The 22,055-nt window shown below is 39.9% G+C and carries 19 protein-coding genes and 2 pseudogenes; 9 read left to right on the forward strand and 12 right to left on the reverse strand.

Annotation, left to right across the window (positions count from 1 at the left end; genetic code table 11):
* Positions 1 to 86 precede the first annotated feature (86 nt).
* From FTU02_RS02985 to FTU02_RS03010, 6 genes are all read left to right on the forward strand, one after another.
* Positions 87 to 788, forward strand: coding sequence for a Sir2 family NAD-dependent protein deacetylase (locus FTU02_RS02985; RefSeq protein WP_180155718.1), 702 nt, complete (start codon positions 87 to 89; stop codon positions 786 to 788).
* A 187-nt stretch (positions 789 to 975) separates the two neighbouring features.
* On the forward strand, positions 976 to 1,920 hold the full coding sequence (locus tag FTU02_RS02990) for an ABC transporter permease (protein ID WP_180155720.1): 945 nt from the start codon (positions 976 to 978) through the stop codon (positions 1,918 to 1,920).
* Positions 1,920 to 2,801 (forward strand): ABC transporter ATP-binding protein, encoded by an 882-nt coding sequence (locus FTU02_RS02995; protein WP_180084999.1) that lies wholly within the window; start codon positions 1,920 to 1,922, stop codon positions 2,799 to 2,801. The genes FTU02_RS02990 and FTU02_RS02995 overlap by 1 nt, the downstream gene beginning before the upstream one ends.
* Before the next feature lie 81 nt (positions 2,802 to 2,882).
* Entirely contained in the window at positions 2,883 to 3,899 is a 1,017-nt protein-coding gene (locus FTU02_RS03000; protein ID WP_180155723.1) for an isopenicillin N synthase family oxygenase, read from the forward strand.
* On the forward strand, positions 3,896 to 4,777 hold the full coding sequence (locus FTU02_RS03005; protein ID WP_180155725.1) for a hypothetical protein: 882 nt from the start codon (positions 3,896 to 3,898) through the stop codon (positions 4,775 to 4,777). The genes FTU02_RS03000 and FTU02_RS03005 overlap by 4 nt, the downstream gene beginning before the upstream one ends.
* Positions 4,778 to 4,784: 7 nt before the next feature.
* Entirely contained in the window at positions 4,785 to 5,114 is a 330-nt protein-coding gene (locus tag FTU02_RS03010) for a multidrug efflux SMR transporter (protein WP_168377505.1), read from the forward strand.
* A gap of 140 nt (positions 5,115 to 5,254) precedes the next feature.
* Here the strand turns inward: FTU02_RS03010 and FTU02_RS03015 are convergent, their stop codons facing one another.
* From FTU02_RS03015 to FTU02_RS03030, 4 genes are all read right to left on the reverse strand, one after another.
* Positions 5,255 to 6,055, reverse strand: coding sequence for a sulfite exporter TauE/SafE family protein (locus FTU02_RS03015; protein ID WP_180155727.1), 801 nt, complete (start codon positions 6,053 to 6,055; stop codon positions 5,255 to 5,257).
* 44 nt (positions 6,056 to 6,099) lie between these two features.
* On the reverse strand, positions 6,100 to 6,594 hold the full coding sequence (locus FTU02_RS03020) for a flavin reductase (RefSeq protein WP_180155729.1): 495 nt from the start codon (positions 6,592 to 6,594) through the stop codon (positions 6,100 to 6,102).
* 104 nt (positions 6,595 to 6,698) lie between these two features.
* Entirely contained in the window at positions 6,699 to 7,727 is a 1,029-nt protein-coding gene (locus tag FTU02_RS03025) for a methionine synthase (RefSeq protein ID WP_180065402.1), read from the reverse strand.
* Positions 7,728 to 7,997: 270 nt separating this feature from the next.
* Entirely contained in the window at positions 7,998 to 8,987 is a 990-nt protein-coding gene (locus FTU02_RS03030; RefSeq protein ID WP_180129743.1) for a putative oxygenase MesX, read from the reverse strand.
* A 625-nt stretch (positions 8,988 to 9,612) separates the two neighbouring features.
* On the opposite strand from FTU02_RS03030, the pseudogene FTU02_RS03035 reads away from it, so the two are divergent.
* A pseudogene (locus tag FTU02_RS03035) lies at positions 9,613 to 10,280 on the forward strand (epoxyqueuosine reductase QueH).
* Between the two features lie 95 nt (positions 10,281 to 10,375).
* Here the strand turns inward: FTU02_RS03035 and FTU02_RS03040 are convergent.
* The 3 genes from FTU02_RS03040 to FTU02_RS03050 are packed head-to-tail and all read right to left on the reverse strand — an operon-like array spanning position 10,376 to position 12,044.
* Positions 10,376 to 11,398, reverse strand: a complete 1,023-nt coding sequence (locus tag FTU02_RS03040) for an ABC transporter substrate-binding protein (protein ID WP_180155731.1) — start codon at positions 11,396 to 11,398, stop codon at positions 10,376 to 10,378.
* The gene (locus FTU02_RS03045) at positions 11,395 to 11,592 is read right to left on the reverse strand and encodes a hypothetical protein (RefSeq protein WP_180023649.1); all 198 of its coding nucleotides are present in this window, start codon (positions 11,590 to 11,592) and stop codon (positions 11,395 to 11,397) included. Before FTU02_RS03045 ends, FTU02_RS03040 begins: the two co-directional genes overlap by 4 nt.
* Positions 11,593 to 11,603: 11 nt before the next feature.
* Positions 11,604 to 12,044 carry a ribbon-helix-helix protein, CopG family gene (locus tag FTU02_RS03050; protein ID WP_180155733.1) on the reverse strand — a complete coding sequence of 147 codons (441 nt, stop codon included), beginning with the start codon at positions 12,042 to 12,044 and terminating at the stop codon, positions 11,604 to 11,606.
* Between the two features lie 448 nt (positions 12,045 to 12,492).
* Between FTU02_RS03050 and FTU02_RS03055 the strand changes: the two genes are divergently transcribed.
* Positions 12,493 to 13,575: a putative zinc-binding metallopeptidase gene (locus tag FTU02_RS03055; RefSeq protein WP_180155735.1), complete on the forward strand. Its 1,083-nt coding sequence runs from the start codon at positions 12,493 to 12,495 to the stop codon at positions 13,573 to 13,575.
* A gap of 190 nt (positions 13,576 to 13,765) precedes the next feature.
* Positions 13,766 to 15,715, forward strand: coding sequence for a triacylglycerol lipase (locus FTU02_RS03060; protein ID WP_180155737.1), 1,950 nt, complete (start codon positions 13,766 to 13,768; stop codon positions 15,713 to 15,715).
* Positions 15,716 to 15,865: 150 nt separating this feature from the next.
* On the opposite strand, the gene FTU02_RS03065 is transcribed toward FTU02_RS03060, so the two are convergent.
* From FTU02_RS03065 to uca, 5 genes and pseudogenes are all read right to left on the reverse strand, one after another.
* On the reverse strand, positions 15,866 to 16,306 hold the full coding sequence (locus FTU02_RS03065) for a GIY-YIG nuclease family protein (protein WP_180078832.1): 441 nt from the start codon (positions 16,304 to 16,306) through the stop codon (positions 15,866 to 15,868).
* A gap of 88 nt (positions 16,307 to 16,394) precedes the next feature.
* Positions 16,395 to 17,045 (reverse strand): SLATT domain-containing protein, encoded by a 651-nt coding sequence (locus tag FTU02_RS03070; RefSeq protein WP_180155740.1) that lies wholly within the window; start codon positions 17,043 to 17,045, stop codon positions 16,395 to 16,397.
* Between the two features lie 98 nt (positions 17,046 to 17,143).
* Positions 17,144 to 17,292 (reverse strand): annotated as a pseudogene (locus tag FTU02_RS16485) (biotin/lipoyl-containing protein); the annotation flags it as partial.
* Between the two features lie 43 nt (positions 17,293 to 17,335).
* Positions 17,336 to 18,259, reverse strand: coding sequence for an Abi family protein (locus tag FTU02_RS03080; RefSeq protein ID WP_180078838.1), 924 nt, complete (start codon positions 18,257 to 18,259; stop codon positions 17,336 to 17,338).
* A gap of 189 nt (positions 18,260 to 18,448) precedes the next feature.
* On the reverse strand, positions 18,449 to 22,054 hold the full coding sequence (uca, locus tag FTU02_RS03085) for an urea carboxylase (RefSeq protein WP_180155742.1): 3,606 nt from the start codon (positions 22,052 to 22,054) through the stop codon (positions 18,449 to 18,451).
* Position 22,055 lies beyond the last annotated feature (1 nt).

Genomic DNA, 22,055 nt, shown 5'->3' on the forward strand with positions numbered 1-22,055 from the left:
GAGTACAGTAAATTCGCTGCATTATTCGTTCAATACATGTAACCGTACCTAATGGAAGCATCAATTAAAATATAAGGCTAGAATCTATGCAAAAAATTGTGGTGTTTTCAGGTGCTGGTATGAGCGCAGAAAGCGGCATCAATACCTTCCGTGACAGTGATGGTCTTTGGGAGCAGCATCGTATTGAAGATGTGGCCACACCTGAAGCTTGGGCACGTGACCCTGCTTTAGTACAGCGTTTTTATAATGAACGCCGTAAACATATTTTAGCCGCAGAGCCAAATGCAGCGCATAAATTGATTGCAGAACTCGATGATTTTTTTGATGTTCAAGTTATTACACAAAATATTGATGATCTACATGAACGTGCAGGCAGTCAAAATGTACTGCATCTGCATGGCAGTATTCGTTACGCAAAAAGCTCTGGCCCTCAGGCGCAATATACGCAGGAATTTTTCCTTATTGAAGGTGCAGATTTAAACTTAGACAGCGACAAATGCCCTGAGGGTTATCCTTTACGGCCACATGTGGTCTGGTTTGGCGAAGCAGTTCCTGCCTATGACGATGCCAGCATAAGCGTACAAAGCGCGGATATTTTTATTGCGATTGGTACGAGTTTAGCGGTCTACCCTGTGGCTGGATTGATTCACCAAATTCGACCGAGCTGCCGTGCATTTTATATTGACCCGAAAGCAGATTATCAGCGTGTACCTGAGCAATATGAACTGATTAAAGCAGGTGCCAGCGAAGGCATGAAAAAGCTATTTGAGCAATTAGTTGCGCCATAAAAGTACATTTTGGCATTGTTCTAGATCCAAAAAATCATTTTGCCTGCTACCTTGGCAGGCTTTTTCAGATATTTAGTCCATTCAACTTTATCAATTGCAGTTAAATCACGGCATACAGGCCTTTGGCATTCTAATTGCTTAACAGTATTACGTTTTATTAAAAAAGTAATATTGGGGCTTGGTCAGTATGGGTTATGTCGCAAGAGAGCTCAGTCCGAAAAGTAAGCTATTGCTCGGCTTCGGATCATTTTTAATTCCTGTGCTTATTTGGTGTGCAGTGAGTTATTTGCCATTTTTATGGCATCCACAGGTGCAAATTACTCAGTCTGGCAGTGTGCCGTATTTGCAAGTCGATAGCCGTGTAGACAAAGCGGTGTTTTATGCCGAAGCGCAATCTGCAGTGAATGCAGGTTTAGCACCACCTCAAGGTAAACTGGTCAATCCGATCTATCTACCTGCACCGCATGAAGTGGCAAAAGCGCTGGTTACAGCCTTCATTACCCCGCCTGCCCAACCTGATGCCCCATGGTTTCATCAAAGCTTATGGCACAGTATTAAAATTGTGTTCAGCGCTTTTTTTATTGCCTCTCTCATCGGTATTCCGCTCGGCATTCTTTGCGGTTTTTCTCAAAAAATATCACAACTGACCGAACCTTTTGTTGAATTTTTTCGCTACTTGCCAGCTCCTGCTTTTGGTGCCTTAGCCGTTGCGATTTTAGGCATTAATGATGCACCTAAAATCGCCATTATCGTGATTGGTACGCTGTTTCAGCAAATTCTAATTATTGCCAATACCACACGGATGGTTGACCGGGGCCTGATCGAAGCAGGTTTTACGCTGGGCACCAATAAATTGAAAAGCTTATTTCATGTGGTGATTCCAGCGGCGCTTCCTGACATTTACCGTGACTTGCGTGTATTGCTGGGCTGGGCTTGGACCTATCTGATCGTATCTGAACTAATCGGCACAACCTCTGGGATTACGTGGTTTATTACTCAACAAGCGCGTTACCAAAACTTTGACAATGTCTATGCCGCGATCCTCATCATTGGGGTGATTGGTTTAGTGTGCGATGTGGTGCTAATGAAACTCGGACAACGTCTATTTAAATGGAAAGCAGGAGCAAAATAATGAACAGCACAGAATTTAATGCCACCACTTATTTCGATGCAATTTATGCGCGCCCTGTCATTTTGGAAGCAAAAAAACTCACACAAAGTTTTAAACACGGCAAGACTGAGCGCACTATTTTAAATCAGTTGGATTTAAAGATTCATAAACGTGAATTTATCTGCGTGATTGGCCCATCGGGTTGCGGTAAATCGACTTTTAGCCGAATTGTGGCTGGGCTTGATCCTTACAGTAGCGGTGAATTGCTGGTCGATGGCCAAGCGATTGAAGGCCCAAGCCCTGAGCGTGGCATGGTGTTTCAAGGCTACACGCTTTTTCCATGGAAAACAGTCAAAGAAAATGTGATGTTCGGCCCTTTAATGAAAGGTGCCAGCAATGCTTCGGCTGAATCCAGCGCCCGCGAATGGATTGATATTATTGGTCTAGAAAAATACCAAGATCAGTACCCGCATGAGCTTTCTGGTGGGATGAAACAGCGCGTTGCCATTGCCCGCGCATTGGTCAATGAACCCAAAATATTATTGATGGATGAGCCGTTTGGCGCGCTTGACCCGCATACCCGCCAAAAAATGCAAAAACATTTAATGGATCTTTGGCAAAACATTGATATCACGATTATTTTTGTGACCCACGATATGGATGAAGCGATTCTATTGGCGGATCGTATTGTGGCGCTCAAAGCCAATCCTGGTGAAATTAAGGAAATTATTGAGGTGAACTTACCACGCCCAAGAAATCCTGAACTCATGCTGAGTCCTGAATTTAAACAACTGCGCGAACGGGTAGATTTCTTGGTGCATGCACAGGAAGACGAGCTCGACCCAGCGATGGAAAACCTACCGAAAATTCCGCGTATGACCCAAGTCAGTACGCAAAAATAACTGGATTAATCCCTCTTCATCTTTAGGACGGCCTAAATGATGTACTACAGCGTTGGACGGCCAACATTATAGGAATTGAAGATGAATGAATCTTATGTTTTGCCACTTGTTGATATTTCAAAAATGCAAAGCACAGTACTGTCAGAACGCTTAGAGGTGGCCTCTGCGTTGGATCAAGCCTGTAAAGATGTTGGTTTTCTTTATTTAAAAGGTGATCAGTTCAATTTTGATTTTGCGACATCACTAATTCAGGTGGCAAAGCGCTATTTCCAACAAGATACCGCCAGTAAAATGCAACACTATATTGGACTGTCGAAAAATCACAGTGGCTATGTACCAATTGGTGAAGAACAGTTTGCAGGCAACAGCTATGACTTAAAAGAAGCCTATGACGTCAATTATGATTACCACGGCGAAGCGACAGCATTTCCTTTGCTTGGCCCTACGTTATGGCCAGATGATGCCACATTTAAAAGTACGGTCAGTGATTATTACCACCATTTACGCAGTATCAGCGAAGAAATTTTTCAGGCCTTTGCTTTAGCATTGAATGTAGATGAGCATTTTTTTGATTGCAAAATTACCCATCCGACCAGCCAGCTGCGTCTAATCCATTATCCGTATAACCCTGAAGTGAAAGATGCCGAAGGTATTGGCGCGCATACAGATTATGAGTGCTTTACACTGCTCTTACCGACTGCACCAGGTTTGCAGGTTTTAAATAAACAAGGTGAATGGATGGATATTCCATTGATTGAAAATACCTTGGTGATGAATATTGGCGACATGATGGAAATTTTGTCGAATGGCAAATATTTGGCCACCAAGCACCGTGTTAAAAAAGTCTCTGAAGAACGCTACTCTTTCCCTCTGTTCTGTACCTGTAATTACGACACAATTATTGAGCCAGTACATTCTACTGAAGCGCCCAAATATCAGCCCTTAATTGGTGGCGAACATTTATTTAATCAAACCGCGCAAACCTTTAGTTATCTCAAAAAGCGTATCGCTTCAGGAGAGCTAAGTCTTAGAAATGCTGTGCCTTTGTCATCATTTGGTATGGATGAAAATACAGAAGTACAAGGAGCAAGCGCATGAATCTATTTCAGGCTTTAGTACAGCTTCCAGCAAGCCAAGAGGTTTCAGGCCCTATTCCAGACTATTTGTATGGTGCTTTTCGCCGTAAAAGCATTAGTTTTTCGAATGGATTAACGGATGAAAAAACCATTGTGTATTGGTTTCAGTCACGTAGTTTTACCATCGATCTACGTTTAAAAAGCCAAGAAAATACGCCAGTGAATGAGCGTCAAGGCTGGATTGGAAATACTCTTTGGGATGCTGAACAGCAATTATTGTCTTGGGATGTTAAAGCACACTCAAATTATCAAAATTATGTGCAATGGCCAGAACCTGCAAAACTACATGCGATTGGCAACTGTATTTTAGAATTCTCTCCAAGCAATGTGTATGTCGAAGACTGGCGTCAGCAAGTTCATGAAGGGCTATTTTTAGGCCTGCGGTTGCAGTCAGCCCTCGATGTAGAAAGTCATGAACCATTGCAGATGGATGGCGGTTTAATTATTTGTGATAAGCATGTGGCCTTCGCACTGAGTCGTTTACCTGCAGATCAGCAAACTGTTGCCAGCATCAACATATCATCTGCACCTACTATGTATGAAACGGTGATTCAAAGCTTTGAAGTATCCATCGCTGTAGATGGTCTGCATAAGCACCTTACAACGACTTCCTCTCAGCAAGATCAATCACTTAATTTTGATCATTTTGAAGTTATTGATGAAACACATTTGATGCAAAACGTCATTATTAATGGTCAAGCAGTACAGCTGATGTTCGAGGTGGATATTTACGTTCCACATTTTGCATTTCAGCATCACACTGATACCACGACAGAAAGTACAGATTGGTTACGAAGTGAAAAACAGCACCTCTTGCACCATGCCGTAGAATGTCTATAGGAAATCAATGTCGTTTATATATTTGCTCATCGCAATCATTGCTGAAGTGATTGCCACGTCCGCCTTAAAAGCCAGCAATGGCTTTACTGAACTAGTACCGATTATTTTTACAGTATTGGGCTATGCCATTGCACTCTTCTTTTTAGGTTTGACCTTTAAATCGATTCCAATGGGATTGGCCTACGCCATGTGGTCTGCTGCAGGCATTGTACTGATTTCTTGTGTGGGCTGGATTGTGTTTAAACAAAATTTAGACCTGCCTGCCATGATTGGTTTGGCCTTTATTTTATTGGGTATTGTGATTATTAATGTTTTTTCTAAAAGCACAGAGCTTTGAAATGTCAGTTTTAAAATGAATTTTTTAAATAATTTTTCTGAAATTTTAAAGACTTAAATAGCTATAGATAAAAATGCTCTAGCTAGCTGTTGCACACTAGAGCATACGTTTCGAATGAATTAACTGTGATCTGTCGGCTTCTATAAAATGCCTTTCACTAGAAAAAAGCATCCAACAATACATAACAGCACAGCAAAACATTTTTTCAGTACTGCTGGTGAAAGCGCATGCGCAGTTTTCGCGCCATATTTAGCCGTAAAGAAACTCATCACACTAATGCCCAAAAAGGCATAGATATGAATAAAGCCAATGGTATTTGGAATTTCAACTTGCTGTTGCACACCAAAAAACATAAAGCCTAATGCACCAGCAATGGCAATGGGTAAACCGCAAGCCGCAGACGTCCCGACCGCTTTTTGCATCACCACGCCATTTGCCGTTAAATACGGTACCGTAATACTGCCGCCGCCAATGCCGAAGATGGCCGATGCCACACCAATGCCCGAACCTGCTGCAATTTGTTTAGCTGTAGATGGTAGTGTTTTATTTGGATCGACTGGCTTTTTTGCACCCATAAACATGGTATAAGCCACCCAAAGTAAAAACACACCGACAATCATTTGCAGATGTAAGCCTGACAGCCAGCCTGCAATCCCTGCGCCTGCAAAACAGCCAATCGCCATAGACGGAGCTAAATTTTTAAATACAGGCCAAATCACAGCACCATTTTTATTGTGCGCCATCAAGGAGCTGATCGATGTCACAACAATCGTAGCCAAAGATGTGCCGAGCGCCAAATGCATAATCACATCGGGACTATAGCCCATTTGGCTAAAAACAATATAGAGCAAAGGCACAATGATAGTACCGCCGCCAACGCCAAACAGCCCCGCAGCAAAACCTGCAAATGCGCCAATAATTAAGAAAGTAATGAGTTCCACGAAATAGATACTTTTAAAGAGATGTATTGAAGAAGTTGACTGGTTTAAGCCAACTCCACTTGACCCACAGCATGATAAGCACGGTTGAAATACACTAAACTTTCTTCCTGCTGACTTTGCTTGATTGCAACCACACGGCACATAAACACACTGTGCGTACCCACTTCTTGAATCTGTTCAATCTGACAGTCAAAACTGACCAAAGCATCTTTTAATATTGGTGAACCTGTTTCTAATGCAGTCCAAGAGCCCAATTTAAACCGCTCTTCAGAGTTTAATTTGCTTGAAGCAAAAGCATTGGAAATTTGTTCATGCTGTGCGCCCAAAACATTGACAGACAGAACTTTATTTTCAAGAAAATGCGCATGAGAACGAGATGATTGATTCATACAAACCAGCAAAGTTGGCGGTGTATCTGTCACACTGCATACTGCTGATGCTGTAAATCCATGCATGCCTGCTTCACCCTCAGTCGTAATCACGTTGACTGCAGTCGTCAATAAAGACATTGCATTTCTAAAATCAGTTGCTTCAATCATCTCTTCAATCTCAATGGTCTATATGGCTTTTCTCTTTCTCAGGTTTGGGCAATAGCAAATTTAATTTCCTTATTGCCCGTACATGAAACCGAGTCAGCTCAAATTTATGCAGTCAATTCTTGGCGAACAATGGCAGCGCCTGCGCTTAGCGCATTTAGTTTGCCTTGCGCCACTTGGCGAGGTAAAGGCGCCATCCCGCAGTTTGTTGAAGGATATAACTTATCTGCATCTACAAACTGAAGTGCTTTGCGTAATGTATTGGCTACTTCTTCTGCTGTTTCAACCTGATTAGTTGCTACATCAATTGCGCCAACCATGACTTTTTTGCCGCGGATGAGTTCAATCAAATCCATAGGTACACGAGAGTTTTGGCATTCTAGCGAGATGATATCGAGCTTCGATTGCTGTAGTTTCGGGAATGATTCTTCGTATTGGCGCCATTCATTACCCAAAGTCTGTTTCCAATCGGTATTGGCTTTAATGCCATAACCATAGCAAATATGAACGGCTGTTTCGCATTTCAAACCTTCAAGCGCACGCTCTAATGTCGCAATACCCCAGTCATTGACTTCATCAAAAAATACGTTAAACGCAGGCTCATCAAATTGAATGATATCTACGCCTGCCGCTTCAAGCTCTAAAGCTTCTTGATTCAGGATTTTAGCAAATTCCCAAGCCAATTTTTCACGGCTCTTGTAGTGACCATCATACAAGGTATCAATCATCGTCATCGGGCCAGGCAGTGCCCATTTGATCGGCTGATTGGTTTGGCTGCGTAAGAATTTTGCATCATCCACAAACACTGCTTTCTTACGCGATACTTCGCCCACCACAGACGGTACACTTGCATCGTAACGATTACGAATACGCATCGTTTCACGCTTTTCGAAATCTACACCTTCAAGATGTTCAATAAACGTGGTCACAAAATGCTGACGGGTTTGTTCACCATCACTGACAATATCAATGCCTGCATGGATTTGTTCATGCAAAGATAATTTCAACGCATCACGTTTTGCATCTAATAATTCTTCGCCTTCAAGTTTCCATGCTGACCACAATTTTTCAGGTTCAGCCAGCCAAGATGGTTTAGGTAAGCTGCCAGCAGTTGAAGTTGGGAGTAAAATGGCCATATTCGATCTTCTATCTCTATATTCTAAATTTTGCAAAAACCAAAAAGTTATCAATTGATTATTAAATTCATATTGAAAGTCCCTTCTCCCTATGGGATGAGGAGCATGCTCCGCAAGAGGATGAGGGAGCATTTCATATAAATCCTCTCCCTAACCCTCTCCTTAAAAAGAGAGGGAAATTTCTTTACGAAATAAATATTGATCACAAATTAACTGATGCATGAAACATATTCTTTAAAACAGCTGCTTTAAATCACAAGTGATTTAAAATTAAGCTGCGGCTGCATTTTCAATACTAAAATTAGCCGCCCACTCATTCAGAATGTCTTTATATGGCTGGATAAAGTTCTCTTCTGTCCATTTGCCCTGTTTAACCGCCAACTGACCACGTTCAACACGGTCATACACAATACGAGTTAATGAGTAATCGCCAAAGCTTAAGCTTGGTTGATACACTAAACCTGCTGTCGCATTGGTATTGTAAATTTCAGGACGGTAGATTTTTTGGAAGCTTTCCATGGTGCTGATCGCGCTGATCAATTCGAAATCTGTATAGTCGCTGAGCAAGTTATTTGCTGAATAAAATGCCAATGGTGCAGTTGCATTTTCAGGTTTAAAGTAACGAACGCTTAAGCCCATTTTTGCAAAATAATCATCGGTACGTGAATAGTCATCATTAGTGTATTCCACACCTAAGATCGGATGCACATTTGCAGTACGGTAATAGGTTTTTGTCGTTGAAACACTTAAACAGATGACAGGTTGTTTCTTAAATTCAGCTTTAAATACGTCAGAATTGATCAAGTGTTGATATAGCTTGCCGTGTAAATCGCCAAAATCTTCAGGTTTTTCATTAAACTTGCAGCCGAGTGCCGGTAATACCACACTGAAGTCATAGTCACGTACATACGATGAAAAACTGTTGCCAATCATGCCTTCAATGCGTTCATTGGTTTTATGGTCGATGATGGTGCTCTTTAAAGTTTCAATAAATGGGAAAGTTTGACCATTGCCTTCCACATCGAGTTCAGCCGAAATGATGTCAATTTCAAGTGAATAACGATCTGCATTTGGGTTGTCACAAGTAGCTAAACTATTGAAACGGTTATTAATCATTGCCAAAGTACGGCGCAGATTCTCTTCACGGTGTTCACCACGTGCCAAATTGGCAAAGTTCGTTGTTAGACGCGTATTGTCAGCTGGTTTATAGTTTTCATCAAAGCGGATACGTTTGATTGAACATGCAAATTTATGACTCATGGAGATTCACTACCCTAAAATTAAAAATAATCAAAATTTCTGTATGGAGTAATTTATACGTGAAACTTAAGATGAATAAAAATGATTTAACCTCAACTCAAAGTGAGATAAATTCATGTTTAAGATTTAAATACAATGAATTTTCTTCAACTATGCATCATTCAACTGGCGATAAAAAAACTGCCACTCAGGTAGCATTTAAATTTTGTTTAATATAAATAAGGGCTTAAAAAAAATTCAATGAAAATTTTTTCATTCAAACACACATCTGAAATGTGTCGAATCGTACAGATTGGCTCAATATCTCCACTCTAAAAATTCAGCGATTTATTCATTCGGGTGAATTTTTCTAACTTTAAAATGAAAAAAGATCAAATCACTAATTGTTTTAATATTGAATCTGTAACACTAATATACTTTTGTCCTGAGCTATAAAGTTCTTAATCCTTGCCATAAATAGATAAACCAAATATGAAATAAGCATATATTCATGTCGTTTCAGCTTTTTAGTAAATATACTGAATATGACTCAACTTTTATACTTAGAAAAAATCAGCATATTCGAACTTTGGTATGTTAAGGAATCGCTAAAATATTCGGTTTATACTTATACCTTCTTAAAATCATGTCTAATAAATTAGAACGTCAGACACTGACTCTCCCAGTAGGTCATGACAAGTTTTTACTCCACTCTTGCTGTTTCACCATGCTCTGGCGAAGTCATGGAAACATTAATTGAATCAGGTATCGATTTTTCAATTTTTTTTACAATCCCAATATTCATCCTGTGAAAGAATATGAAATCCGTAAAGAGGAAAATATCCGCTTTGCCGAGAAACATAACATTCCGTTTATTGACTCTGACTATGACACAGACAATTGGTTTGCTCGCGCTAAAGGTATGAAAATGAGCCTGAAAAAGGCATTCGTTGCACGATGTGTTTTGATATGCGCTTCGAGCGTACTGCACTTTATGCGGCAGAACATGGTTTTAGCTTAATTAGTAGCTCACTGGGAATTTCACGCTGGAAAAATATGAAACAGATTAATGACTGTGGTCATCGCTCCGCTTCACATTATGAAGGCATAAGTTATTAGGACTATAACTGGCATAAAAATGGTGGCGCTGTGCGAATGCTAGAGATCAATAAAAATGAGGAATTTTACCAGCAAGAATATTGTGGGTGCGTATATTCACTGCGTGATACCAACCGCTGGCGTATGAGTCATGGCCGTGACTGTATCAAACTGGGTGTAAAGTTTTACTCAAATGCCATGGATGAAGAAGCTTGAGTTCTGCACTTCATTATTTGCATTGATATTAAATTGATGTTGTTAGCCCTGAAGCATTTATACTATTCAGGGCTTATTTTTATTTATGTTTCAACTTATTTCAGTTCTTCAACCAATGTTGGATAGATTGATCCATCGACATCCATTTCGGTTTTATAAATGCCATTGGCAACATTAAATTTATTCACGTGGTAGCTAGAACCATAAATCGAGTCAAAACCAGTTCCTTTTTTAAAGACTTGTTTGTTAGCAGCTAAATCCAGTAAATGTGTGCCTCCAATAAACTGTTCATACTGTACAGGATTAACGCCAACGCGGTTCGACATGATTTTCACTGCATCGGCATGCGTTGCAGGGTCGTTGATGTACTTAACCGTTTTATCCCAAACTTGAATGATTTTTTTCCATTCTTCTTTGTTGGCAGATAAATGCGTCATATTGACGGTTAACGTGTCGTAAATCAGACCGGGTTTATCTTTCGATGTATAAATGATTTTAGAGCCAGCAACTGCTTTCAGCGCTTGATTTGCAACCGGTTGCCACACGGCAATCGCTGCAATATCAGGACTTGCAAATACTTGTGGCAGCTCGTTGGTCATGGTGTTGACCAACTTTACTTCAGAAGCTTGAATTTTTGCATCATCTAACGCCGTCGTCAAAAGCAAATGATCAACCAAGCCTTTTTCTGTCGCGACACTTTTTCCTTTTAAATCAGTTAAACTATTGATGCCATCTTTAGCAATGATGACATCATTACCCGCAGAATAGTCCGTCGCCATAATCATGACGCCTTTCGTGCCGCCAGAACCCGTGACTAAGTTGTCACCATTGGTGACTAGAACAGCATCCAACTGATTTGCCGCAAATGCAGATAGTGAAGATGAATAATCAAACCATTTAAAGTCTACATTGACGCCGGCTTCTTTCAACCAGCCTTTTTCAATAGCAACTTGCCATGCGACAAAACCAGGCCAGTCGCTATAGCCGATCGTGATGGCTTTTGTATTGACTGTGCCTTCTGCTTGCGCGTTTGGTTCAGGTGTTTTGGCTGTATTGTCACACCCCCCCAGTAAGATAGCGGTCACAACGGATGCAGATAAGCAGGCTTTTTTGATCATAGTTCGATTTCCCCGATGGCATTACAGTTAAATTTGGTATTGGTGTTCAAAAACGATGGTGTATTCGGATTACTGACAGATTGAGCATTACGCTTTGCACGATTTGGTCTATGGTTGGCTGCATTAGCATGTGCTTGCTTTTGGTTTGTGATTTGGTCTTTAAACTGACCTTGTGAACGGTATAATTGGCCCATTTTAAAACTCCTTAATTCTTTGCATTTTGCGGAATTGGCGGCATTACAGCGTCCATCAACTCCAAATGTCCTTTAATCACACCTTTAAGTGCTGAAAAATGCTGACTGATAACTTTGAGCTTTGAACTGACGCCTTGCAGAATCATGACTTCTAAAATTTTGTGGTCATCGAGTTGAATATGCAGCGAACTCACCACTTGTTCTAAAAACTGCTGCTGTAAATCTAAAAGCTGAATACGTAGCGCCGTACTACTTGCGTCATAAAGTAAGGTAAATGTGCCAACCATCACTTCGTTGCGCTGCTCCTGATCGGCAATCAGATGCTTATTGATCATGTCGACAATGGCCTGAGAACGGCTTTCATAATGCTGATCGACAATTTTTTGATCCAAAGCATCGACTGTTTTTTCAGGCACGGTAATACTGATACGCGCCAGCTTTTGTTTAGGCACTGTTTTTCCTTATTTTTTTTGCTGAATATAGAAACCCGCACGGGCGCTCAGTAACTCAATAAAAAATTGCTTTAATTGATGCAGAAATGTTGCAGATTGATGGCGGTTCATATGCATCTCCTGTTTGAGTAATACAAAATATTTATTTCGTAATATCGATAGAAATGCAGAATCTGTGCCAAGTGAGAAATACAAAAAATGATCGATTATTTTGTTCTTTTAACTTTCTTTTAAATTTTACTGTTCATGATTTGTGCAATAAATGCACTCATCGAGACCCCTTTGCACTATTGCTGCGATGTATTATTTGATGAAAGACTATTTCTAAAGGTCGTTGTTCTTAAACAAGAGCATTGACCGGCATGTAACAAACTTGAAGTTCAATTTATTTCATCAACATTGAACATCATTTATACTGATTAATCTTACTATTAATCACTCAACGCCTATGAAGTATTTCAGCTGCGCGGTCTGTTCTAACCAAATCTTTTTTGCCAATTCACACTGTGTCAATTGTCAGACTGCGCTGGGTTATATTGCCTCTGAAAAGCAAATGGGCTGTTTTGAAAAGCACAGCAGTACGTTATGGCTTGCGTTAAATCCTGAAATAAAGGGAAAACGCTTTAAACCTTGTCATAATTATCAACATCATCAGGTTTGCAACTGGATGGTACCTGCCGACAGTGAGGAAATTTATTGTGAATCTTGCTTGCTCACGCACACCATCCCCAACCTAGATAATCCAGACCATATTGTGTACTGGGCGCGTTTGGAACATGCCAAACGGCGTTTTTTGTATTTAATGCAGCAACTGAATACCATGCCGCGCCCTAAACGCAGTCAAGATGACCGTTTTGGCCTGCGTTTCGACTTTCTCATGCCCACGGAAGATGCGCCGGTGATGACCGGTCATGCAAATGGCATTATTACCTTAAATGCCAGTGAAGCAGATGTGATTTACCGCGAAACAACGCGTATAAAAATGGGGGAAAACTACCGTACACTTCTAGGTCATTTTAGACATGAAAGCGGTCATTATTATTTTGATTTGATTAAACATTTATACCCTGAACTGATTGAGGAATTTCGAGAACTGTTTGGTGATGAACGACAAGATTATAGTGAAGCTTTGAAACGGCATTATAATGATGGTGCGCCGCAAAATTGGGCGGATTACTATGTCAGTTCATATGCCAGTACGCATCCGTGGGAAGATTGGGCGGAAACATGGGCGCATTATTTGCATATGATGGACACCCTAGAAACAGCCTACTATGCAGGATTAGTGGTCAAAACCAATAAGTCGGATTTGAATAATTTAGAACTGAAAGAAAACCCGATTGGCGCTCAGGATTTTGACCTACTACTGCAACACTGGATGACCTTGACCTTTAATTTAAATGCGTTGAACCGCAGCATGGGCTTAGATGATGCATATCCGTTTACGCTGTCGAATCCAGTATTGGATAAATTGCGGTTTATTCACCACAAACTGCTCAACATGACCTTAAAAAACCAGCAGCACAATTAGATTAAATTTAACACGCGACAGTGTTTGAATCTCAAATCAACTTTTCGGTATCACAGTATTCGTACATTAGCTTAGTTTGAAAGGATGTATACGTAGTAATTTTCTTGGATTGAGCACTGTAACACCTGCCCTATTTTTACTATTTTATAAAGGTTAAAATAACAAAAAATAGATGCCTGTGACCTTTCCAATGATGCCTTTCACGCATTTACCCGCTCGTTTCATGTGTATCATCAGCCTGAGTTTGCTTAGTGGATGCCAATTGGTCAAATTACAAGAAAATCAACTCAGTGCGTCACTAAATAATAAAACAGATAGCATATTAACCCATCAGAAGCTCAGTACATTTAGCCGTCAAATCCTGTTAATGGTGAATGAAAGCGACCAATCTTGTTTAAATGCGCTTGAAAGCTGTATTCACAAAATGCGTAATAATGAAACTTTAGATATTGCTCAAGTCTATGCAGCAGCAAGTGAGCTGTACATGGCACGTGCTTTAAGAGCCGATCAAAATCCACAATGCAAAAAAAGCTTAAAACAACACAGCGGAAAATTAGCTTCAAGCAAAATAAAAATGTGTATGGATCAGCAGCTTGCAGACTTTGATTTTAGTCTGCGCTACAGCTATGTCTATCTATTTAAATCCGCTCAAGCCCCAGAGGAACGCTTATTTGATTTGCGTCAGGGACAAGTCCGTACCTTTTATAATGTGGCTTTATCACGTTTAATTACCTCATCATTCAGCCGTTTTGACTATCAGCAAATGCCTGAAAGTTTAATGTTGGGTTCTTCGCTTTATCATTTTAACTATGAGCATTATCCAGAAATCAAAAATGCGGACATTGATAAATTACTGTCGAGCTATAATTTTAATTTTTCAGGCTTAAAAACCATTAACCGTCAGGAAGGCATTGGTTCTGAATTTGTCTTAGTCAAAAAAGCTACGGATCTGTCTGCTGCGCAGTCTTTTATACTAGATCCTGAACAATATTATTCAAATAAATCCAACCCCAATATCCATACAGCACGCTATTTATCTGTCAGTGCGATCGCAGAGCCTGCCAAGACCAATAGCAGCATTAGTGAAATTTTGTCGCCGCAATCACACTTTAAGGTTGAATTATTTAATCCCTATCAATTTAAAAAGGCAAAAATTGAATCTCAGTCCTATACCCTAACGGCCAATTATTCTGTACCTTATGGACTTTGGTTAGCCGAAAATAAATTAGGACAATCTGGCTATTGGACACTCCTGAATAAAGAAGAACATTTGCGCATGCCACATGTGTTTATGTTAGAGCCGTATCAACCCAATAAAAAAATTATTGTTATGGTTCACGGTTTAGCCAGCAGTCCTGAAACTTGGATTGGTTTGACCAATAACATCATGGGTGATCAAAAACTGCGTGATCATTACCAAGTTTGGCAAGTGTTTTACTCAACCAATATGCCAATATTTGAGAGTCGTTTTCAAATCAATGCTTTACTCAAACAGGCATTTGCAACTGTTCAGCCCAATACGCCATCGGCTCAGGATGCTGTCATTATCGGACATAGTATGGGCGGTATCATCAGTCGTTTATTGGTTAGCGATGCTGATATTTCCGCTCAAGCTATTCCACTCATGAACTATGAACAAAACACACAGTTACAACGTCATCCAATTATCCGCGATCGTTTTGTCTTTAAACCATTGAAGCCAGTTAGTCGTGCAATTTTCATTGCCGCACCGCATCATGGTACTGACTATGCAGACCGCTGGTTTACCAATTTGGCGAAAAAAATCGTGGTATTGCCTTTAAGTTTTTTAAATGATGTCAATGTTGAAATCCCGAATGCAAAAAATTCAACGATGGGCCTGATTAAGTCTGGGCCAGCAGATTTAAGTCAAAAATCACGTTTTATGCTGTTGTCTGCTGACATCATGCCAAATAAAGATATTCCTTATCATTCTATTATGGGAAATCAGACGCAAAGTACTGAACCGAGCAAAATGTCGGATGGCATTGTTCCCTATACAAGTTCTCATTTAGATGGTGCGGTGTCTGAAAAGATTTTCTATGGTGGACATTCAATCCATGAATCTGCGGATGCCATTTTAGAGTTACGACGCATTTTGAGAGAGCATTTGGATAATTAATAGAAATTTTTAAAGCGTGGTTTTTATGAACTTGATCTTGTAGATCGTCTAAAGTGATTTTTCCAGCTTTCTCACTTTTGTTTCTTCTGCTAGTTATGTTAATTTAAATACCTTTAATAAATGTCCAATAATAGGACTTTTACAAAATCACTACATACCAGTTTTAATAACATTATATTTCGGTTTAAGCCTTGAAATTAGAAATACCTCTAAAGCATTAGCAATATAAGCATATTCTTGCTCAAAACCGATAGTCACAATTGCTCCTGCTTCTTTTAATCTGTCATCAATTGGACCATAAATATTGTTAGATTTATCAATCCAACGACAGTATTTCATAACTCTAGCACTTAATCCATTGCCGCGATATAGACCGCCACCACGTGATGTGCCAGCACCAATATATGTAATCTCATTACCATGTACGAAAGCATAAACCCCTTGTTTATCGTAATTAGGGATTTTTCGGAAGTCTGTGTGTACTGCTGACCAACTAGGAGGTAAACCTAATTTTTTTCCATTCCAATGATTTTGGAAAAAAACTTCTGTGCATACTATTAAGTTTTCTAATCCAGCTTTATGTGCAGTCATTTTTTTGCTGGAACTCCACCTAAATATTGAGGTAAAACTTCCGTAACACCTACCATATCCAATATAAAAACTGTTTCTATTAGAATCATTAAACTAGGTAAAAGAAAAGGGAAAAAAACCAGAGCAATGCTTTAATTTTTAGGAATAGTCTCTTCAAACCCGTAATATTAAAATCATCTTTCTTTTCTAACATCACTTTTAAATAATCTAGTTGACTATGATTTTCAGAGTCTCTTAAAACATCTTTATATTTATCTTGTATTTCACTAAAATCATCACAATCCATAGGCAAATTTCTTAGTGATCTAATTAGATTTTTTACTCTGTCACCACAGTCATTTAATGCTATCGCTCTTGCATCGTATCTTGCAGTTGCATTTATAGTCGAATAAACAAGTACTGCTACAGCCAAGAAAACTTGCATTAAATTTAAAACCTTCGCGTGAAAATTCAAAGCTATATCAGTATTTTGAATTAATGGTATTAAGATTAATCCCAATGATAAATATGTAGCAGTGAATAATGAAAAGTTATTTAAATATTTTAAACGCTCTGAAGCTTTAAATCGACAATTAGCTGTTGTACGCATACTATCATGTAACATGTCGCGCTTTGTTATATTAGGATTAGGGGTTTCTAATGGATAAAGGCTAAAAATCCATTTCCATAAAGACACAATATGACTAACAATTTTTTTCCAACAAAGATGCCTTTGAGTACAATCTTCTTTCTGTTGCATACAGTTTTTAATTATCTAAATAATTTTTAGACACACTAACAATTTTATTATTTATTTTCAATCAGAAACCGCCCATGCAGACGATCTTATTTAACTCGCTAACAACAAGCCACAGGCGCTAACGTAAACAACACCTGCCCTGTTTTCACCGTTTGCCCACTTTCAATTGTAATTTCTAAAACCACCATAAATTAGGCGCAATAATCGCAATCTCAATTTTAATGGCTTCAATCACGGCTAAACCTGCCTAAGAAGGTTTTTATTTATAATCGAGTATTCATTAAATTTCATTAAAGACTCCATATTGGATGGTTTTCCCAATGATTTGGAAAACCCATTGCCATACGCCAATTTTCATCCCTTAAAATCGGTTTGAGTATAGTATTCATTTGACTACACCACTCTGCGTCAAAACCTGTTGGGCGTAACATCGTTTTTAATATGAGCAATACATAAAAAATGCGTTTATTGGTTGGTGTGATGGGTGACTGCCAATTTTCATCTTTATCCAACTTCGCTTTAATGGCTAACTCTCTATTCCAAAGTCGCCCATGATGGGCACATACATTTCGCACATAAGTTAATATATGTAGCCAATCGGCTAATTTCTCGTGATGAATATTAAAATGCTGTGAAATGGCTTTTTTATCTTCTTTATTTAATTTTTGGTTATTTTCCAGTCCATGATATAAAAATGATAAAGAACCTAAGCTTAAAACTTCGGTCAGCATCCATATTGGAATGTGTGGATAGCCCTTATAATTCTGTTCAAAATGCTGAATAAACGTATCTTTAGATCGTTCAACCTCTTTGTCACAATTTTTAATAAATACCTTATGGTTAAATTTTGGATGAAAATTTTCCTCACAATATATGCCAAATGCACCATATTGATGAGCCATAAAATAAGTGATTTTTGTACGTAAGAACGTTTCTATGACTTCAATTGCACTAAAAATATGTAATCTTAATTCTGTATCAAACTCATAAATTTGAACAATTTTTTCTAAATAAGTTCCTGACCTAAAATGATCGGTAATTTGACCATCGATATAAATTCGATATGGATGCCAATATGCACTCAATCGATAATAACCATATTTCGAAAGTACAGTTTCAGCCCAAGCATGATTATGAATAATCATTCCCTTGGCTTTCAGGTGATTTACCTGTTCCGTATAAGATAGTGGATTTTTATTATAGGTTTTCAGCATAATTCATTATATTTAAGCATAAAAAACCGCCAAGGTTGCGCGGACTTCCAAAGAAGAACTAAGCGTGGCGGCTGTATTAAATTTATCATATCGACAATTGTCGTTATAAGCAAGCACTAATCAAAAACCGCCCTTACGGACGGTCTTAAATTCCCCTCCTTTTTTCAAAGGAAGGTTAAGGAAGATTTTTTATGCCACAGGCGACAACGTAAACAACACCTGCCCCGTTTTCACAGTCTGCCCTTTTTCAATGGTAATTTCAGAAACCTTCATCCGCTCAGGCGCAATAATTGGAATCTCAATTTTCATCGCTTCAATCACAGCAAGCGTTGCACCTTCTTCCACAATATCACCTGACTTGCATTCAATTTTCCAAATACTTCCCGGCATGTGCGATTCCACCGCACAACCACCTTCAGGAATTTGAATATCGCTATCATCGGTCACAGCATCTAAGCTTTCAGACACATACTCTGCAAGCCCAGCTTCATGCCAGCGACGACGTTCTGCATCAAAGTTGGCTTGTTGCACAGACTTAAATGCCGAAATCGATTCTTGGTTTTCAGTTAAGAAGTCATTGTATTCTTTTAGGTTCAGTACACCTTCTTCTACACGGAGTTTTAAGCGACCTGCTTTAAAGTCCTCACGCATTTGCATGAGTTTCTCTTCAGACACTTCATAAAACTTAATTTGGTCAAAGAAGCGGAGTAACCACGGCATACCTTGCTCAAAGTCAGGGTTTTTACGATAACGAGACCACATTTGCGTAGTACGACCCACGAACTGATAGCCTCCCGGACCTTCCATACCATAGACACACATATATGCACCGCCAATACCGACAGCATTTTCAGGTGTCCATGTCCGTGCAGGGTTGTATTTAGTCGTCACTAAACGCTGGCGAGGATCAAGCGGTGTTGCCACAGGTGCACCTAAATACACATCGCCCAAACCCATGACCAAATAACTCGCGTCATATACCACATCTTTGACCGCTTGTTTGTCTTTTAAACCATTAATACGACGGATAAACTCAATATTGTCAGGACACCATGGCGCATCTGGACGTACGGTTTGCATATAGCGTTCCATTGCCAATTGCGTTTGCGAATCTTCCCAAGCGAGTGGCAGATATACGGTACGTGATGGGACTTGCATCTCGGTCACATCAGGCAATTCAGCTTCAGCAACTTGTAATAAACGCAGTAAATCAATTTGATCAAGCTTGATCGAATCAAAATGGATTTGTAGCGAACGAATCCCCGGTGTGAGATCAATTATCCCTGTGATATTTTGCTTTTGAACCCATTGCATGAGCGCATGGATACGGAAACGTAAGTTTAGATCAAGTACTAACTCACCATATTCCACCAACATGTAGTTGTTGCCCGCAGGACGATACACCACATCCGGCAATCCATGCTGACCTTGTAATGTATCAAGCACCGCATTTTTTAAGGTGGAAAGTTCAGGATAGAACGACTCCTCAAAATCCACAGCTTGCGTATCAAATGCTTCTAATTGCGCATGATATTTTTCATTTAAAAGTTTCGCTTGATGATAACTCACAGGTATAAATCTGACTTTGTCTCCTGCTTTCAATTGACCGAGTTTCCAAAGCTCAGAATTAATCACCACGGCAGGACAAACAAAGCCTCCTAAACTTGGACCATCTGGACCCAATATAATCGGCATATCACCAGTGAAATCAATCGCACCAATGGCATAAGCATTGTCATGAATATTTGATGGATGCAGACCTGCTTCACCACCATCCTCACGTGCCCATTCTGGTTTTGGACCAATGAGACGAATACCGGTACGGCTTGAGTTAAAGTGAATCTCAAAGGTATTGGAAAAGAAAGTATCAATATCATTTTTGGTGAAGAAATCAGGCGCACCATGTGGGCCGTACATCACCGCAATTTCCCACTCATGACTAAACGTTGGCACTTGTTCAGGCGCAAGCGCTGTCACTTGTTCAGATGTAAATGCAGTGATTGGCAACATATCGCCAATCAATAAATTACGACCAGCATGACCGCCAAACTGACCTAAGGTAAAGGTCGCTTGTGAACCTAAATATTCAGGTACATTCAGACCACCTTTAATCCCGATATAAGTACGACAACCTGTGGCGATTTTTCCACATTTTAAAATCTGACCTTTACGCACATTCACGGTTTGCCACATTGGTACAGCCACACCATCAAGGGTTGATGGCATATCGCCCCCGGCAAGCACGATTTGGCTATCACAGTGGAATTTTAAGCTTGGTCCTTGCAAAGTGCATTCAAGCCCTGCCGTGTTATATGCATTGCCTAACAATTGATTCGCAACATTAAGTGACAGTGGATCAATGGCACCTGATGGTGGTACACCCACATCCCAATAGCCCAAACGACCTGTGACATCTTGCACAGAAGTTTGAATGCCTGATTGCAACACTTCAATTTTTTGGGTTTTCCACTCAAATGTATTTAAGAATCGTGTGGTTTGCGTACCGGCTTTAAATACATCACAGTCGATAATGTTTTGTAGATATTCAAGATTGGTTTCGATACCTGCAACCGATGTTTTGCCGAGAGTTTCGGTCATTGCAGCAATTGCCAAGTCTCGATCATCCGCTGTCACAATGATTTTCGCAATCATCGGGTCATAAAATGACGATACATTGGAACCTGTTTCCACCCAAGTTTCATTACGGGCATTACTATCAAACTCAACATGCGTCAGTAAACCAGCACTGGGTTGGAAGTTCTTGATCGGGTCTTCGGCATATAAACGCACTTGAATTGAATGACCTTTCGATTCAAGTTGTTCTGTTGGTGTAATCCAATCACCACTGCCTAAAGTCACCATCCATTCCACAAGATCGACACCAAACACTTGCTCTGTCACACCGTGTTCAACTTGCAGGCGTGTATTCACTTCTAAGAAATAGAATTCCTGTGTGTCGGTATCCATGACAAATTCAACCGTACCCGCAGAACGGTACTTCACCGACTGCATCAATTGAATTGCGACATTTTGGATATAAGCACGTTGTTCATCATTGATATGCGGTGCCGGGGTTTCCTCAATTACTTTTTGGTTACGGCGCTGTACCGAACAATCACGCTCACCCAGTGCAATCACTTGACCTTTGCCATCACCAAAAATTTGTACTTCGATGTGACGGGCATTTTGCACGAATTTTTCGAGGTACAAGCCTGCATCTTTAAAGTTGGCTTGGGCAAGATATGAAACCGTAGAATAAGCATCTTTCAGCTCTTCTTCATTCCACACCAAACGCATACCAATACCGCCACCGCCTGCGGTACTTTTCAGCATCACAGGATAACCAATACGTTTAGCTTCCGTTAAGGCTTCGGCTTCATCTGCCAAAAGCTGACTGCCCGGAAGAAGTGGTACATTGGCTTGAATTGCAACTTCACGTGCAATATGTTTTAAGCCAAATGATTTCATTTGTGCCGAATTTGGCCCTAAAAATACTATGCCTTGAGCTTCACAGAGATCACAAAATTCTGCATTTTCAGACAAGAAACCATAGCCCGGATGAATCGCTTCTGCACCTGTTTGCTTTGCGACTTCTAAAATTTTATCGACATTTAAATAGCTTTGGCTGGCAGGACTATTACCAATAAATACAACTTCATCGGCTAAGGTCACATGCAAAGAATCACGGTCTGCTTCGGAATACACAGCAACAGATTGAATGCCTAATTTTTTGAGTGTACGGATCACACGGCAAGCGATTGCACCACGGTTGGCAATGAGGACTTTATTAAACATG

This window comes from Acinetobacter sp. YH12045 (genome assembly GCF_013419925.1).
Lineage (GTDB): Bacteria > Pseudomonadota > Gammaproteobacteria > Pseudomonadales > Moraxellaceae > Acinetobacter > Acinetobacter amyesii.

What these genes read in the sequence shown, in the direction of transcription:
- FTU02_RS02985 (WP_180155718.1), top strand. Translation starts at nt 87, where the DNA reads ATGCAAAAAATTGTGGTGTTTTCAGGTGCTGGTATGAGCGCAGAAAGC.
- FTU02_RS02990 (WP_180155720.1), top strand. Translation starts at nt 976, where the DNA reads ATGGGTTATGTCGCAAGAGAGCTCAGTCCGAAAAGTAAGCTATTGCTC.
- FTU02_RS02995 (WP_180084999.1), top strand. Translation starts at nt 1,920, where the DNA reads ATGAACAGCACAGAATTTAATGCCACCACTTATTTCGATGCAATTTAT.
- FTU02_RS03000 (WP_180155723.1), top strand. Translation starts at nt 2,883, where the DNA reads ATGAATGAATCTTATGTTTTGCCACTTGTTGATATTTCAAAAATGCAA.
- FTU02_RS03005 (WP_180155725.1), top strand. Translation starts at nt 3,896, where the DNA reads ATGAATCTATTTCAGGCTTTAGTACAGCTTCCAGCAAGCCAAGAGGTT.
- FTU02_RS03010 (WP_168377505.1), top strand. Translation starts at nt 4,785, where the DNA reads ATGTCGTTTATATATTTGCTCATCGCAATCATTGCTGAAGTGATTGCC.
- FTU02_RS03020 (WP_180155729.1), bottom strand. Translation starts at nt 6,594, where the DNA reads ATGATTGAAGCAACTGATTTTAGAAATGCAATGTCTTTATTGACGACT.
- FTU02_RS03025 (WP_180065402.1), bottom strand. Translation starts at nt 7,727, where the DNA reads ATGGCCATTTTACTCCCAACTTCAACTGCTGGCAGCTTACCTAAACCA.
- FTU02_RS03030 (WP_180129743.1), bottom strand. Translation starts at nt 8,987, where the DNA reads ATGAGTCATAAATTTGCATGTTCAATCAAACGTATCCGCTTTGATGAA.
- FTU02_RS03040 (WP_180155731.1), bottom strand. Translation starts at nt 11,398, where the DNA reads ATGATCAAAAAAGCCTGCTTATCTGCATCCGTTGTGACCGCTATCTTA.
- FTU02_RS03045 (WP_180023649.1), bottom strand. Translation starts at nt 11,592, where the DNA reads ATGGGCCAATTATACCGTTCACAAGGTCAGTTTAAAGACCAAATCACA.
- FTU02_RS03055 (WP_180155735.1), top strand. Translation starts at nt 12,493, where the DNA reads ATGAAGTATTTCAGCTGCGCGGTCTGTTCTAACCAAATCTTTTTTGCC.
- FTU02_RS03060 (WP_180155737.1), top strand. Translation starts at nt 13,766, where the DNA reads ATGATGCCTTTCACGCATTTACCCGCTCGTTTCATGTGTATCATCAGC.
- FTU02_RS03065 (WP_180078832.1), bottom strand. Translation starts at nt 16,306, where the DNA reads ATGACTGCACATAAAGCTGGATTAGAAAACTTAATAGTATGCACAGAA.
- FTU02_RS03070 (WP_180155740.1), bottom strand. Translation starts at nt 17,045, where the DNA reads ATGCAACAGAAAGAAGATTGTACTCAAAGGCATCTTTGTTGGAAAAAA.
- FTU02_RS03080 (WP_180078838.1), bottom strand. Translation starts at nt 18,259, where the DNA reads ATGCTGAAAACCTATAATAAAAATCCACTATCTTATACGGAACAGGTA.
- uca (WP_180155742.1), bottom strand. Translation starts at nt 22,054, where the DNA reads ATGTTTAATAAAGTCCTCATTGCCAACCGTGGTGCAATCGCTTGCCGT.